Annotated in this window: 13 protein-coding genes; 8 read left to right on the top strand and 5 right to left on the bottom strand. The window is 67.0% G+C overall.

Features of this window, described 5'->3' with window-relative positions:
- The first annotated feature begins 18 nt into the window (after positions 1–18).
- A complete protein-coding gene (locus ACQ5BL_RS12935; protein WP_207886357.1) occupies positions 19–819 on the top strand; it encodes a phosphatase PAP2 family protein in 801 nt (266 codons plus the stop codon).
- Between the two features lie 48 nt (positions 820–867).
- Here the strand turns inward: ACQ5BL_RS12935 and ACQ5BL_RS12930 are convergent, their stop codons facing one another.
- Positions 868–1,260, bottom strand: a complete 393-nt coding sequence (locus tag ACQ5BL_RS12930; protein WP_243804046.1) for an RNA-binding S4 domain-containing protein — start codon at positions 1,258–1,260, stop codon at positions 868–870.
- A gap of 134 nt (positions 1,261–1,394) precedes the next feature.
- Between ACQ5BL_RS12930 and ACQ5BL_RS12925 the strand changes: the two genes are divergently transcribed.
- From ACQ5BL_RS12925 to ACQ5BL_RS12915, 3 genes are all read left to right on the top strand, one after another.
- Complete coding sequence (locus ACQ5BL_RS12925) at positions 1,395–1,838, top strand: ATP-dependent zinc protease family protein (RefSeq protein ID WP_279381575.1); 444 nt, start codon at positions 1,395–1,397, stop codon at positions 1,836–1,838.
- Positions 1,835–2,740 carry a 30S ribosomal protein S6--L-glutamate ligase gene (gene rimK, locus ACQ5BL_RS12920; RefSeq protein WP_207886360.1) on the top strand — a complete coding sequence of 302 codons (906 nt, stop codon included), beginning with the start codon at positions 1,835–1,837 and terminating at the stop codon, positions 2,738–2,740. The genes ACQ5BL_RS12925 and rimK overlap by 4 nt, the downstream gene beginning before the upstream one ends.
- A gap of 189 nt (positions 2,741–2,929) precedes the next feature.
- Positions 2,930–3,859 (top strand): S66 peptidase family protein, encoded by a 930-nt coding sequence (locus ACQ5BL_RS12915; RefSeq protein ID WP_243804044.1) that lies wholly within the window; start codon positions 2,930–2,932, stop codon positions 3,857–3,859.
- Here ACQ5BL_RS12915 and ACQ5BL_RS12910 read toward each other — a convergent pair.
- On the bottom strand, positions 3,856–5,175 hold the full coding sequence (locus ACQ5BL_RS12910; protein WP_207886362.1) for an ATP-binding protein: 1,320 nt from the start codon (positions 5,173–5,175) through the stop codon (positions 3,856–3,858). The genes ACQ5BL_RS12915 and ACQ5BL_RS12910 overlap by 4 nt on opposite strands.
- A gap of 61 nt (positions 5,176–5,236) precedes the next feature.
- Positions 5,237–5,977: a two-component system response regulator OmpR gene (gene ompR / locus ACQ5BL_RS12905; protein ID WP_207886363.1), complete on the bottom strand. Its 741-nt coding sequence runs from the start codon at positions 5,975–5,977 to the stop codon at positions 5,237–5,239.
- 364 nt (positions 5,978–6,341) lie between these two features.
- Here ompR and ACQ5BL_RS12900 point away from each other — a divergent pair, with 364 nt between their 5' ends.
- The 3 genes from ACQ5BL_RS12900 (at position 6,342) to gshA (ending at position 10,835) form a co-directional block, all read left to right on the top strand.
- On the top strand, positions 6,342–8,684 hold the full coding sequence (locus tag ACQ5BL_RS12900) for a Tex family protein (protein WP_243804042.1): 2,343 nt from the start codon (positions 6,342–6,344) through the stop codon (positions 8,682–8,684).
- 36 nt (positions 8,685–8,720) lie between these two features.
- A complete protein-coding gene (locus ACQ5BL_RS12895) occupies positions 8,721–9,083 on the top strand; it encodes a PaaI family thioesterase (protein ID WP_430293180.1) in 363 nt (120 codons plus the stop codon).
- 165 nt (positions 9,084–9,248) lie between these two features.
- A complete protein-coding gene (gene gshA, locus ACQ5BL_RS12890; protein WP_243804039.1) occupies positions 9,249–10,835 on the top strand; it encodes a glutamate--cysteine ligase in 1,587 nt (528 codons plus the stop codon).
- Between the two features lie 67 nt (positions 10,836–10,902).
- Here gshA and argA read toward each other — a convergent pair whose 3' ends face one another.
- Entirely contained in the window at positions 10,903–12,201 is a 1,299-nt protein-coding gene (gene argA / locus ACQ5BL_RS12885) for an amino-acid N-acetyltransferase (protein ID WP_207886366.1), read from the bottom strand.
- Between the two features lie 155 nt (positions 12,202–12,356).
- Positions 12,357–13,496 carry an acetylornithine deacetylase gene (gene argE / locus ACQ5BL_RS12880; protein WP_243804037.1) on the bottom strand — a complete coding sequence of 380 codons (1,140 nt, stop codon included), beginning with the start codon at positions 13,494–13,496 and terminating at the stop codon, positions 12,357–12,359.
- 175 nt (positions 13,497–13,671) lie between these two features.
- Between argE and ACQ5BL_RS12875 the strand changes: the two genes are divergently transcribed.
- Positions 13,672–15,036 (top strand): inorganic triphosphatase, encoded by a 1,365-nt coding sequence (locus ACQ5BL_RS12875; protein WP_207886368.1) that lies wholly within the window; start codon positions 13,672–13,674, stop codon positions 15,034–15,036.
- Positions 15,037–15,141 lie beyond the last annotated feature (105 nt).

Raw genomic sequence — 15,141 nt, 5'->3', positions numbered from 1 at the left:
TAAGGGGGAATCGATTTTATGGATAAAGCCAATCCGTTCCAAGCCACCTGGTCCTGGAAGCCCTTTATCGCCTGTCATCTTTTCGCGCTCGCACTGCTCCTGCTGTGGCTCTGGGAGCCCGCCCGCGCCGCGATGAACCTGTTCGACTTCAGCCTGTTCAGCCTGCTCAACCAGCCGTTGGCGACCAATGAAATCTGGCGCCTGACCTGGGCCGTGGCCAGCACCCGGGCGTTCGACCTGCTGGTCGGGGTGATCCTGCTGCTCCTGCTGATCCGCGGCGACTGGATCTTCAAGGCGGTCCAGGCCCGCGCCGCCACCTTCGGCTTCCTCTGCACAGCCCTGCTGCTGGTCGTGGTGCGCGTTCTCTACGCCAAGCTCGCCCACAAGCTGGGCTGGCAGCATCCGAGCATCTCGACCGTCGCGCCGGACGCAGTGCGCCTGGAGCATTACTTCCCGCAGTGGGACGACACACTCCTCGAAGTGAAGGACGACTCCGCCCGCAGCTTCCCCGGCGACCACGCCTCGGTGCTGCTGATCTGGGCGCTGTTCCTCACCCTGTTCGCCCGCACTGCCCTGCAGTGGGTGGTGATCTGGGGCCTGGCGCTGCTGTTCATGCTGCCGCGCCTGGTGGCCGGCGCCCATTGGGGCCAGGACGACTACATCGGCGGCGTGCAGATGGCGCTGCTGGCCCTGGCCTGGAGCTGCTTCACCCCGTTCGCCGCCACGGCCAGCGCCGCCCTGGTGCGCTGGACCGACCCGCTGTTCCGCCTGGCCGCCAGGATTCCGCTGCTCAATCGCCTGAGCGTCGTCGCGGCCTGACGCACTGCCCGATCCCGGCGAGGCGCGCCTGCCGCCTTCGCCGGCCGATCATTCCTGATCGCGGAAACTGAACAACTGGCGGCGCTGCTTCTTGGTCGGCCGCCCGTCGGTCTGCACACCCAGCGCGCCGGCCTTGCGCATGGCCGAGGCATCCTCGCGACGCTTCACGCTGTCGGCGGTCTCCTCGTACAGCAACTGGGCCTCGGGCGCGCCGCGACGCACCATGGACAGCGCCTTGACCACCACCGTGCGCTCGTCGAAGCCGGTGCGAATCACGTATTCCTCGCCGATCTTCGGCTCCTTGCCTGGCTTGCAGCGCTCGCCCCGGCAATGCACCTTGCCACCGTCGATGGCCTCCTTGGCCAGCGAACGGGTCTTGTAGAAGCGCGCCGCCCACAGCCACTTGTCCAGGCGGACCTTGTCGTCGTCTTTCTCGCTCACTTCACAACCTCGTCACGTGGGTCTGAGAGTGTACCGCGCGCCCCGCTGGCGGGGCACAACCGGCCTGACTAGAATGCCGGCAAACGCCGGGGACGCCTGCCTTGAAGACATTCGACCAGCTGTCGGTAATAGGTTTGCGCGAGTGGATCGCCCTGCCCGAACTGGGCATGGTCGGCCTGCGCGCGAAGATCGACACCGGCGCCAGCACTTCCAGCCTGCATGCCAGCGACATCGTGCCGTTCAAACGCAACGGCCAGAGCTGGGTGCGTTTCGTCGCCCACCTTGGCACCCAGGTGCAACGCCGCCACCGCTGCGAGGCGCCGGTGGTGACGATGAAGACCATCAAGAGCTCCAACGGCCAGGCCCAGACCCGCTACGTGATCCGCACCCTGCTGGCCCTGGGCGACCGCGCCTGGCCGGTGGAATTCACCCTGGCCTGCCGCAAGACCATGCGCTACCGGGTGCTGCTAGGCTCCAAGGCTTTGGTCCACGGCCAGTTGGTAGTCAACCCGGGCCTGACCTACGTCCAGGAAAAACCTCTCATCATGGTTCCCACCACCCCTTCAGGTGATCAATGAAAATTGCTGTGCTGTCGCGCAATCCGCGTCTGTATTCCACCCGTCGACTGGTGGAGGCCGGGCAGCAACGCGGCCATGAGATGGTGGTGATCGACACCCTCCGCGCCTACATGAACATCGCCAGTCACAAGCCGCAGATCCATTATCGCGGCCAGCCGCTGGAAGGTTTCGACGCGGTGATCCCGCGCATTGGCGCCTCGGTGACCTTCTACGGCTGCGCCGTGCTGCGGCAGTTCGAGATGATGGGCGTGTTCCCCCTCAACGAATCGGTGGCCATCGCCCGCTCCCGCGACAAGCTGCGCTCGCTGCAACTGCTGTCGCGCAAGGGCATCGGCCTGCCGATCACCGGCTTCGCCCACTCCCCCGACGACGTGCCGGACCTGATCGAGATGGTCGGCGGCGCGCCGCTGGTGATCAAGCTGCTCGAAGGCACCCAGGGCATCGGCGTGGTGCTCTGCGAGACCGAGAAGGCCGCCGAATCCGTGCTGGAAGCCTTCATGGGGCTCAAGCACAACATCATGGTGCAGGAGTACATCAAGGAAGCCGGCGGCGCCGACATCCGCTGCTTCGTGGTGGGCGACAAGGTGATCGCCTCGATGAAGCGCCAGGCCGCGCCCGGCGAGTTCCGCTCCAACCTGCACCGCGGCGGCAGCGCCAGCCTGATCAAGATCACCCCGGAAGAACGCATGACCGCCATCCGCGCCGCGCGGATCATGGGGCTGAAGGTCGCTGGCGTGGACATCCTGCGCTCCCATCACGGCCCGCTGGTGATGGAAGTGAACTCCTCGCCGGGGCTGGAAGGTATCGAGACCACCACTGGCAAGGATGTCGCCGGGGTGATCATCGAATACCTTGAGAAGAATGGCGGGCCGCATCTGGCCAGGACCAAAGGCAAGGGGTGAGCCAGGCTCTTGCTTTTTGTAGGAGCGAGCTTGCTCGCGAACCGCCCTCACTCCACGCGCCATATGGCGAATAAAGCGTTCCGCTTTATTCGCCCTACGGGTGCGAGCCTTCCGCTTTCGTTGCCACGCTGAACTCTTCGCGAGCAAGCTCGCTCCTACAGGCACTCCCCGCCAATACTGGATGTACCCATGCCGTCTTCCCGCTCCAACGCCGAACTCACCTGGTCGCCCATCGAAGGCCGCGTCGCCCTGGTGGCGCCGGCCTCGGCCATCGCCGAGGAGGTACTGGAAGCTACCCTGCGCCAACTTGAGGTGCTGGGTGTGGACTATCACCTGAGCGAGCACGCCGACGCGCGCTATCGCTACCTGGCCGGCACACCGCAGCAGCGTCTGGAAGATTTTCACACCGCCTTCGAACTGGACGACATCAGCGCCGTCTGGTGCCTGCGCGGCGGCTATGGCTGTGGACAACTCATCCCGCAACTCGACTGGCAGCGCCTCAAGGCCGCCTCGCCGCGCCCGCTGATCGGCTTCTCGGACATCTCCATCCTCCTCAGCGCCTTCCACCGCCAGGGCCTGCCGGCGATTCACGGCATGGTCGCCACCGGGCTCGGCCTGCAACCGCTGAGCGCACCCAGCGAACAGCGCGAGCGACTGGCCTCGCTGGCCTCGGTCAGCCATGTGCTGGCCGGCGGACCGGGCAAGCTGCCCGTGCAGCACCTGGCAGGGCCGAAGCACGCGGTGGAAGGCGAACTGATTGGCGGCAACCTCACCGCGCTGGCCTGCATGGCCGGCACCGAGGGCGCGCTGTACGTGCCGGACGGCGCGATCCTGATCCTCGAAGACGTAGGCGAGCCCTACTACCGCCTCGAACGCAGCCTCTGGCAACTGCTGAACAGTCTGGGTGGCGCGCGCCTGGGCGCGATCTGCCTCGGTACCTTCACCGACTGCCCGCGCAAGGGCGTGGCCCACAGCCTGGAAGAAATCTTCGTCGAGTACGCTACGCAGCTGGGCGTTCCGCTCTACCACGGCCTGCCCAGCGGCCACGGCGCGCACAACCGCGCCTGGCCCTACGGGCGCCGGGCAGTGCTGGAAGGCAAAGCCCTGCGCTGGGCTTAATGGGCGTTGCGCGGTAGCAGCAACCCCAACGGCAGGCAGACCCGCGCTTCCACGCCACCGCCCTCGCGGTTGCGCAGCTCGATGCTGCCGCCGTGCTGTTCGGCGATGCGCTTGACGATGGCCAGCCCCAAGCCGGTGCCCTTGCCGCCGCGCGCTTTGTCGCCACGGAAGAAGGGGTTGAAGATATTCGCCAGCTCCTGCGGATCGACGCCCGCGCCGCGGTCGAGCACGCTGAGCACCACGTAGGGCGCACCACCGCCGCCGGCCACATGGGCCGCCACTTCCACCTTGCCACCACCGTGGTTCAGGCCGTTCTCGATCAGGTTGCCCAGCAGGCGCTTGATCGACACCCGGCGGAAGCGGAACAGCGGCAAGGTATCCAGGCACAGGCGCACCCGGTTGCCGTTCTGGTTGAACGCATCGGCCACCTCGCGGATCAGGTCGGCCAGGTCGCCCTCTTCCACCGATTCGTCGCGGCCGTCGCGGATGAAGGCGAGGAACTGGTCGAGGATGGCGTCCATGTCCTCGATATCGCGGACCATGTCCTCGACCATCTCGCGGTCGCTGTCGGGCATCAGCTCCAGCGACAGGCGCAGGCGCGTCAGCGGCGTACGCAGGTCGTGGGACACGCCGGCCAGCATCAGCTCGCGCTCACGCCCGGCCTGCTCGACGTCGTCGGCCATCTGGTTGAAGGCACGGTACACCTCGGCCATCTCGCTGGGCGTTTCCGGCCCCAGCGGCAGGCGCACGCTGCGGCCCTTGCCGAACTCGCGGGAGGCGAATACCAGGCGCTTGAGCGGCTGGCTGAGCAGGCGCACGAAGATCCACGCGGCGGCGGTGGACAGCAGGCCGATGCCGAGGAACCAGCCGAGCACGCTCCAGATCTGCTGGCCGCGCAGCGGGTGCGGGTAGAGCGGGACGCCGATCCAGCCGTCGCCCAGGGTCGGCGCGCGCACCCAGAGCATCGACGGATGATGGATGCGCAGGCGGGTTTCGGTGTCGATACCCAGTTCCATGCGCATCTGCCGCTGGAAAATGTCCGTGTACGGCCAGTGCACCTCCTCCGGCTGCCCCTGTTCGTGGGGCGCCCACTTCAGCCCCGCGGACTGGGCGATGGCTTCGCGCGACTTCTCGTCCGCCGCCCAGTAGGCGCGCACGGTCAGCGCCGCGCCGTGGCTGTACTGACGGTCGACCAGCATGTCCTCATTCATCAGCAGGTAGACCAGGGTCAGCGCCTTGGAGAACAGCACGACGATGAGCACCAGCCAGAGGGTGCGGGCGAAGAAGCTTTGCGGGAACCAGAGGGGTGTTTTCAAGGGGGCATTACCAGGGGAGCACGAACGACCGGGGCGAAGGGCTTCGCCCCGGCGGGGTCAATCACTTGCGGGCGGCACCATCGGGTACGAACACATAGCCCACGCCCCAGACCGTCTGGATATAGCGCGGCTTGGACGGGTCGGGCTCGATCAGCCGGCGCAGGCGGGAAATCTGCACGTCGATGGAGCGCTCCAGGGCGTCCCATTCGCGGCCGCGGGCCAGGTTCATCAGCTTGTCGCGGGTCAGCGGCTCGCGGGCGTGCTGCACCAGGGCCTTGAGCACGGCGAACTCACCGGTGGTGAGCATGTGCACTTCCTCGCCCTTCTTCAGCTCGCGGGTGGCCAGGTGCAGTTCGTAGTCGCCGAAGGTGACGATCTCGTCCTCGCCCGCCGGCGCGCCCGGCACCAGCGGCGCCTGGCGGCGCAGCACGGCCTTGATCCGCGCCAGCAGTTCGCGCGGGTTGAACGGCTTGGCCAGGTAGTCGTCGGCGCCCTGCTCCAGGCCCGAGATGCGGCTGGCCTCGTCGCCCTTGGCGGTGAGCATGATGATCGGGATCTGGTTGTTCGAGTCGCGCAGGCGCTTGCACGCAGAAAGGCCGTCCTCGCCAGGCATCATCAGGTCCAGCACCACCAGCTGGAACAGCTCGCGGGCCAGCAGACGGTCCATCTGCTCGGTGTTCTCGACGGCGCGGACGCGGTAACCCTGCTCGTCGAGGAAGCGTTCCAGCAGACGGCGCAGGCGTGCGTCGTCATCGACCACGAGGATCTTTTCGCCTTCCGGCAGGGTGGCAGCGTTGCTCATGGAAACTCCCAGAATCTGATTCGGCGGGCATTATCGCCCAGCAGCCGCGCGTCACGGCCTGTCCATTGTTAGCAGATTTTTCCCCGACCAGCCGCCCACCCGGTGAAATTGTCGTGGGTATAATGCGGCGCTTTTGCGGCGGGACGTTGTCACAGGGCCTGTCGAATGACCGGGAAGCCCGGTCCAGATGCTCTGTGATGAGCCAGTTCATGATCTTGCGAGCTAGAGCAGAACAAGGCGAGGAGAGCTGAGAAAGCGGAGTTGACTGCAGTCAATGAGCATTTCTCAGTTCTCCTCAACGCAGTTATGCCGACGCGCAGCAGATCATGCGCCCCGTATTTCGTTGGTTTCACCAGGTGGATTTATGGACAGCATCAACACCCGTATCGCCGAAGAGCTTTCCGCACTGCCCTCCGGCCGCGTTCAACCGCAGCAAGTCGCCGCTGCCGTCGCCCTGCTCGATGAAGGCTCCACCGTCCCCTTCATCGCCCGTTACCGGAAAGAAGTCACCGGCAGCCTGGACGACACCCAGCTGCGCATGCTCGAAGAGCGCCTGCGTTACCTGCGCGAGCTGGAAGACCGCCGTGGCGCGATCCTCGCCAGCATCGAGGAGCAGGGCAAGCTGACCCCGGAACTGGCCCGCGAGATCAAGCTCGCCGATACCAAGACCCGCCTCGAAGACCTCTACCTGCCCTATAAGCAGAAGCGCCGCACCAAGGGCCAGATCGCCCTGGAAGCCGGCCTGGGCGAACTGGCCGACGCGCTGTTCGCCGACCCGACCCTGACCCCGGAAACCGAAGCTGCGCGCTTCGTCGATGCCGAAAAGGGCTTCGCCGACACCCGCGCCGTGCTCGAAGGCGCCAAGTACATCCTGATGGAGCGCTTCGCCGAGGACGCCACCCTGCTGGACCGCCTGCGCGGCTTCCTCAAGGACAACGCCACCCTCACCGCGCGCGTGGTGCCGGGCAAGGAAACCGAAGGCGCCAAGTTCAGCGACTACTTCGAGCACGACGAGCCGCTGAAGAACGCCCCGTCGCACCGCGCCCTGGCGATCTTCCGTGGCCGCAACGAAGGCGTGCTGAGCGTCGCCCTGAAGGTCGGCGAAGAGCTGCCGGGCACCGCCCACCCGTGCGAAACCATGATCGGCGAGCGCTTCGGCGTGTCCAACCAGGGCCGCGCCGCCGACAAGTGGCTGTCCGAGGTGGTGCGCTGGACCTGGAAGGTCAAGCTCTACACCCACCTGGAAACCGACCTGCTGGGCGAGCTGCGCGACGGCGCCGACGCCGAGGCGATCAACGTCTTCGCCCGCAACCTGCACGACCTGCTGCTGGCCGCACCGGCCGGCCCGCGCGCCACCCTGGGCCTGGACCCGGGCCTGCGCACCGGCGTGAAGGTCGCCGTGGTCGATGCCACCGGCAAGCTGCTGGACACCGCCACCGTGTACCCGCACGCGCCGAAGAATCAGTGGGACCAGACCATCGCCGTGCTCGCCGCGCTGTGCGCCAAGCATCAGGTGGAGCTGATCGCCATCGGTAACGGCACCGCCAGCCGCGAGACCGACAAGCTGGCCGCCGAGCTGATCAAGAAATACCCGGCGCTCAAGTGCACCAAGATCATGGTCAGCGAGGCCGGCGCCTCGGTGTACTCGGCGTCCGAGCTGGCCGCCAAGGAATTCCCGGACCTGGACGTATCGCTGCGCGGCGCCGTGTCCATCGCCCGCCGCCTGCAGGACCCGCTGGCCGAGCTGGTGAAGATCGAGCCGAAATCCATCGGCGTCGGCCAGTACCAGCACGACGTATCCCAGCTGCAGCTGGCGCGCAGCCTGGACGCGGTGGTGGAAGACTGCGTGAACGCCGTGGGCGTGGACGTCAACACCGCCTCCGCCGCCCTGCTGGCGCGCATCTCCGGCCTCAACAGCACCCTGGCGCAGAACATCGTCGCGCACCGTGACGCCAACGGCGCCTTCCGCACCCGCGACGACCTGCGCAAGGTCAGCCGCCTGGGCGACAAGACCTTCGAGCAGGCCGCCGGCTTCCTCCGCGTGATGAATGGCGACAACCCGCTGGACGCCTCCGCGGTGCACCCGGAAACCTACCCGCTGGTGCAGCGCATCGCCGCCGACACCGGCCGCGACGTACGCTCGCTGATCGGCGACTCGGCCTTCCTCAAGCGCCTGGACCCGAAGAAATTCACCGACGAGCAGTTCGGCCTGCCCACCGTCACCGACATCCTCAAGGAACTGGACAAGCCCGGCCGCGACCCGCGCCCGGAGTTCAAGACTGCCGAGTTCCAGGAAGGCGTCGAAAGCCTGAAGGACCTGAAGCCCGGCATGGTGCTCGAAGGCGTGGTGACCAACGTCACCAACTTCGGCGCCTTCGTCGACATCGGCGTCCACCAGGACGGCCTGGTGCACATCTCCGCGCTGTCGGAGAAGTTCGTCAAGGACCCGTACGAAGTGGTCAAGGCCGGTGACATCGTCAAGGTGAAGGTCATGGAAGTGGACATCCCGCGCAACCGTGTCGGCCTGTCCATGCGCATGAGCGACACCCCCGGCGAGAAGGTCGACGGCCCGCGCGGCGGCGGTCGTCCCGGCAACGGTGCGCCGCGTGGCGAACGCAGCGCCGCCCCGCGCCAGCAGGAGAAGGCCCCGGCGAACAACGCCATGGCCTCGCTGTTCGCCAACGCCAAGCAACTGAAGAAGAAGTAAGGAAGGTCCATGAGCGAGATGCCCGCCCGCGAGCTGATGATCAGCCGCTTCAGCGAAACCATCGGCGTGCAGCCGATCCGTGTCGCTGACGGCGAAGCCGAGGTGCTGCTGCCGATGGCCGAGCACCTGCGTAATCGCGGCAACGTCATGCACGGCGGCGCGCTCTTCACGCTGATGGACATGACTATGGGCCTGGCCTGCTCCAGCGCCCATGGCTTCGACCGGCAGAGCGTCACCCTGGAATGCAAGATCAACTACATCCGCGCGGTCGCCGAGGGCGAGGTGCGCTGTGTGGCCAGGGTCCTGCACGCCGGGCGCCGCTCGCTGGTCGTCGAGGCCGACATCCACCAGGGCGACAAGCTCGTCGCCAAGGGACAAGGCACCTTCGCCCAGCTGTAAATAGCGTCAGCGCAACTGACCTATGCTGTAGCCCGGAGCCCGCGGATGGCGGGCGCCGGCGCAGCGCTTAAGAAAGCCAGGCGACCACGCCGGTTGTGTTCTCCCCTTGTAGACCGCCCAGTCCACCCCCATAGTGGGGCGACTGCCGTGTGAAGGACTTCCAACTTGAGCGACCAACTCACCCGCCGCCTGGCTCTGCTCGGCGATGCTGCCAACCTGTCCCTGCTCACCCAGTGCCTGCACGGTATCGAGCGCGAATGCCTGCGCGTCGACGAGCATGGCAAGCTGGCGCTGACCCCGCACCCGCGCGCCCTGGGCTCGGCCCTGACCAACCCGCAGATCACCACCGACTACTCCGAGTCGCTGCTGGAATTCATCACCCCGACCGCCAGCAGTGTCGAGAAGACCCTGGAAGACCTGGGTGAAATCCACCGCTTCGCCTACGAAAAGCTCGACGGCGAATACCTGTGGAGCCCGTCCATGCCCTGCGAGCTGCCGGACGAAGAGACCATCCCGATCGCCCGCTACGGCAGTTCCCACATCGGCCGCCTGAAGTACGTCTACCGCAAGGGCCTGGCCCTGCGTTACGGCAAGACCATGCAGTGCATCGCCGGCATCCACTACAACTTCTCCCTGCCCGAAGGGCTGTGGGAACTGCTGCGCCGGGAAGAAGGCAGCGAGAAGAGCGCGCGGGACTACCAGTCGCACCGCTACATCGCGATGATCCGCAACTTCCGCCGCTACAGCTGGCTGCTGATGTACCTGTTCGGCGCCTCCCCGGCCCTGGACGCCGGCTTCCTGCGCGGCCGCCCGCACGGCCTGGAAGCCTTCGACGAGCACACCCTCTACCTGCCCTACGCCACCAGCCTGCGCATGAGCGACCTGGGCTACCAGAACAACGCCCAGGCCGGCCTGACGCCCTGCTACAACGACCTCGACAGCTACATCGATAGCCTGCGCCGCGCGGTGAGCACGCCGTACGCCCCGTACGAGAAGGTCGGCACCAAGGTCGATGGCGAGTGGGTGCAGCTCAACACCAACATCCTGCAGATCGAGAACGAGTACTACTCGAGCATCCGCCCGAAACGCGTCACCTACACCGGCGAGCGCCCGATCCAGGCGCTGATGGCCCGTGGCGTGCAGTACGTCGAAGCACGCTGCCTGGACATCAACCCCTTCCTGCCACTGGGCATCGACCTCACCGAAGCGCGCTTCCTCGACGCCTTCCTGCTCTTCTGCGCGCTCTCCGACAGCCCGCCGCTGGGCGGTTGCGAGTGCGGCTCGGCCACCAGCAACTTCCTCAAGGTGGTCAAGGAGGGTCGCCGCCCCGGCCTGAAACTGGAACGCGGCGGCCAGCAGGTGGAGATGAAGGACTGGGCCAACGGCCTGCTCGATGCCATCGCGCCGATCATCGAACTGCTCGACCGCGCCCGTGGCGGCAGCCTGCACGCCCAGAGCCTGGCCGAGCAACGCGCCAAGATCGCCGACGCCAGCCTGACGCCTTCGGCCAAGGTACTGGCGGAAATGCGCGAGCGCGGCGAGAGCTTCGAAGCCTTCGCCCTGCGCTACAGCCGCCAGCACGCCGCGACCCTGCGCGCGCAGCCGCTGTCCGCCGAGGAGCAGGCACGTTTCGAAGACATGGTCAGCCAGTCACTGCAGGAGCAGGCGGATCTGGAAGCGCAGCCCGAAGGCGACTTCGACACCTTCGTCGCCGCCTACCAGGCGAGCATTCTGGGGCTGCTCAGCGTCTGAGTGCGCCACCAAGCAGAACGAAAAAGAGGCCCGCGGGCCTCTTTTTCATGCTCCTACGAAAAGCGCCTTACAGGCTCTTCTCGAACACCTGCGAGTTGCGCTGGTAGTTGTACAGCGAGGCGCGTGCCGCCGGCAGGCGCTCCACGCTGCTGGGCTGGAAGCCGCGCTCGCGGAACCAGTGGGCGGTCCGCGTGGTGAGGACGTAAAGAGTCTTCAGCCCGAGATTGCGCGCGCGCTGTTCGATGCGCTCCAGCAGATCGTCGCCGCGACCGCCATGGCGGTACTCCGGGTTCACTGCCAGACAGGCCAGCTCGCCGGCGTCGGAATCGGCGATGGGATAGAGCGCCGCGCAGGCGATGATCAGCCCTTCGCGCTCGACGATGCTGAACTGCTCGATCTCGCGCTCCAGCACCTCGCGGGAGCGGCGCACCAGGATGCCCTGCTCTTCCAGCGGACGGATCAGCTCCAGCAGGCCGCCGACGTCCTCGATGCCGGCCTCGCGCAGTTGCTCGAACTGCTCCTGGGCCACCAGGGTGCCGTTGCCGGTGCGGGTGAAGAGTTCGCTGAGCAGCGAGCCGTCTTCGGTGTAGCTGACGATATGGCTGCGGCGCACGCCGGCACGGCAGGCCTGGGCAGCAGCGTCGAGCAGCTCGCCCTGATAGCTCGCGCCAAGGCGCTCCAGGTGCGCAGGCACCTGCTGCGGACGCAGCTCGCGAACCAGCTTGCCATTGACGTCCAGCAGGCCGCGCTCGGCTCCGTAGAGGATCAGCTTGTCGGCATCCAGCTCGATGGCGGCCTGCATGGCCACGTCCTCGCAGGCGAGGTTGAAGATTTCACCCGTGGGCGAATACCCCAGCGGCGAGAGCAGCACGATGCTGCGCTCGTCGAGCTGACGGTTGATGCCCTTGCGGTCGATCCGGCGGACTTCGCCGGTGTGGTGGTAGTCGATGCCCTCGACCACGCCGATGGGGCGCGCGGTGACGAAGTTGCCGGCGGTTACCCGCAGGCGCGAGCCCTGCATGGGCGAGGCGGCCATGTCCATGGACAGGCGCGCCTCGATGGCGATGCGCAGGTTGCCCACCGCGTCGATCACGCATTCCAGGGTCGGCACGTCGGTTACCCGCAGGCCGCGATGGAAGCGCGGCGCCAGCCCGCGGGAGGCCAGGCGCGCCTCGATCTGCGGGCGCGAGCCGTGCACCAGCACCAGGCGCACGCCGAGGCTGTGCAGCAGCACCAGGTCGTGGACGATATTGCCGAAATTGGGGTCTTCGACGCCCTCGCCGGGGAGCATCACCACGAAGGTGCAGTCCCGGTGCGAGTTGATGTAGGGCGAGGCGTGGCGCAGCCAGTTGACGTAGTCGTGCATTGCTTGAAAAGCCTGTCGTTCGAGTGGGCGGAAATCTGTCGGATGCGGCCGGAGTTCGGCCAGGGGCGGCGCGGTTATCGTCGTCGCATGTACATCGACAGGTTTCTCCTCTTGGATAGGTCGGGCCCGTCAGCCGGGCTTCATTCAGGCAAGTCTTACAGACAATAGTGACGGATCAGGCCACGCAGCAGTTCCACGGTCGGCTCGATGCGGTCGAGGTCGAGATACTCGTCCGGCTGGTGCGCACAGGCGATGTCGCCGGGGCCGAGCACCAGGGTCTGGCAACCGAGCTGCTGAAGATACGGTGCTTCGGTGCCGAAGGCTACCGCTTCCGCGCAATGGCCGGTCAGACTTTCGGCGATACGCACCAGCTCGCTGTCGGCAGCCTGCTCGAAGGGTGGCACGGCGGGGAACAAGGGGCGGTAGTCGAGTTGTACCGCATGGCGCTCGGCAACCGGCCGCAGGCGCTCGCGGATGGCCTGGCGCAGCATCTCCGGCTGCATGCCGGGCAGCGGGCGCAGGTCGAACTCCAGAGCGCACTGGCCGCAGATGCGGTTGGGGTTGTCGCCGCCGTGGATGCAGCCGAGGTTCAGCGTCGGCTGCGGCACGCTGAACTGCGGATTGGAAAACTCGCGCTGCCACTCGCCGCGCAGCGCCAGCAGTTCGCCAATGGCGGCGTGCATCGCCTCCAGCGCGCTGTGGCCCAGGCTCGGGTCGGAGGAATGGCCGCTCTGCCCAACGATGTCGATGCGCTCCATCATCACGCCCTTGTGCAGGCGGATCGGCTTAAGCCCCGTCGGCTCGCCAATCACCGCCGCGCGCCCCAGCGAACGCCCCTCGGCGGCCAGCGCGCGGGCACCGGCCATGGAGCTTTCCTCGTCGCAGGTGGCGAGCAGGATCAGCGGTTGCTTCAGCGGCTGATCCAGTAAAGGCAGCAGCGCCTCGATGGCCAGGGCGAAGAAACCTTTCATGTCGCAGGAGCCCAGGCCGAACCAGCGGCCGTCGCGCTCGTCCAGGCGCAGAGGGTCGCTAAGCCACAGCGCCTCGTCATAGGGCACGGTGTCGGTATGCCCGGCCAGCACCAGGCCACCGGGGCCACTGCCCAGCACGGCGATCAGGTTGAGCTTGCCCGGCGAAACTTCCTGCAGCTCGCAGGTGAAACCCAAGTCGTCCAGCCAGCCGGCCAGCCGCTCGATCACCGGTCGGTTCGACTGGTCCAGCGCGGCCTGGGTGCAACTCACCGACGGCAGGGCGATCAATTCGGCGAAGCGTTGTTTCAGGGGCGGCAACGACATGCTGTTCTCCAAAGGCTTTGTTCCCACTATGGACCATGCCGGCCTGCGGTAAAACCTCGCGCCGCCCGGCAGGCATGCCGAACTCCCTGTAGACTGCACACCTTTGACGTCTTTTTTCGCGCCCGCCCCCAGGCTTTCGCCAGACGGGCGCAGCCGCCCCAACCCGGACACCGCCATGCAGAAAGAAACCGAAATCAAACTGCGCGCCAGCCGCGAGACCCTCGAAGCCCTGCGCGATCACCCGGCGCTGAAGAAGCGCAACAAGTCCGGCTGGGAACCCCGCGAGCTGTTCAACCAGTACTACGACACCCCGACCCGCGAGCTGGCCCGCGCCCGCGTCGCCCTGCGCATGCGCCGCGACGGCGAGCAGTTCATCCAGACCCTGAAGACCCGTGGCCAGAGCGTGGCCGGCCTCTCCGAGCGCAACGAGTGGGACTGGTACCTGGAGAAGAACAAGCTCGACCTGAAGAAGCTCGACGACCAGTGCTGGCCCGCCGCCCTGGCCGACCTGGACAAGAAGACCCTCAAGCCGATCTTCAGCACCGATTTCACCCGCCAGCGCGCCGAGATCGCCTGGGGCCGCGGCAAGACCAAGGTGGTGATCGAAGCCGCGCTGGACCTGGGCAAGGTGATCGCCGGCAAGCAGGAAGAGGAAATCTGCGAGCTGGAACTGGAACTGCGCCAGGGCGAACCCGCCGCGCTGCTGGAGCTGGCCCTGGAACTGGCCGCCGACCTGCCGCTGATGCCCTGCGACATCAGCAAGGCCGAGCGCGGCTACCGGCTGTTCGATCCGGCCAGCTACAGCATCCAGCCCGACACCCAGAAACTGCTGGCGGAAACCCCGCTCGACGGTGCCTTCGCCGCACTGGCCTGGACCCTGCTGGGCAGCAGCCAGCGCCTGGCCGAGCAATACCGCTTCAACGGCCACTGGCGCCTGCTGGAAGACTGGCTGCGCCAGTTGATGGACCTGCGCGCCCTGCTCGGCAGCCTCGGCCAGGCCGTACCCCGCGCCACCACCCGTGAGCTGCGCGCCGCCCTCGATGCGCTGATCGCCGACTGGCAGCCGCGCATCGAACAGGGCCGCGACGACGAAGCCGTGCGCCAGCAGATGCCCGACGCCTTCCGCGAGGAGCTGGCCAACACCCGCTGGGGCCAGTTCTCCCTGAGCGCCTCCAGCTGGCTGCTGGCCAAGGCCTGGACCGCCGGGCGCAACGAGCGCGCCAACCGCCTGGGCGGCGCCGCGGTCGGCAAGTGGCTGCAGCGCACCCTGGCCGAAGAGGCCCAGGCCATGCCCCTGCAACGCGCCCTGCAACAACCCGAGGTGCTCGCCGACCAACTGCCGCGCCTGCAGCGCATGCTGGTCTGGCTGCGCCCGGCGCGCGGTGTGCTGGAGCTGCCGGAAACCGACCGTTTGTACGGCGAGCTGGCCAAGCTGGAAGAACTGCTGGCCGCGCCGGACGCCGAGGGTCGCCTGGATGCCCTGGCGGCCCAGGCCCATACTGTGCTGACCCTCAAGCCGTTCAAGGCACTGTTGAAATAAGCTTCGGGCGAGCTGCGTACCCTGGCTCTTCGTAGGAGCGAGCTTGCTCGCGAACCAGACCTGGCACCGTGGCGAAGCGGTTCGCGAGCAAGCTCGCTCCTACAT

Source organism: Pseudomonas sp. B1-22, from assembly GCF_050474425.1.
Classification (GTDB): Bacteria; Pseudomonadota; Gammaproteobacteria; order Pseudomonadales; family Pseudomonadaceae; genus Pseudomonas.
The sequence above is the reverse complement of the archived record's forward strand: the minus strand, read 5'-3'. Positions and strand labels throughout refer to the sequence as shown.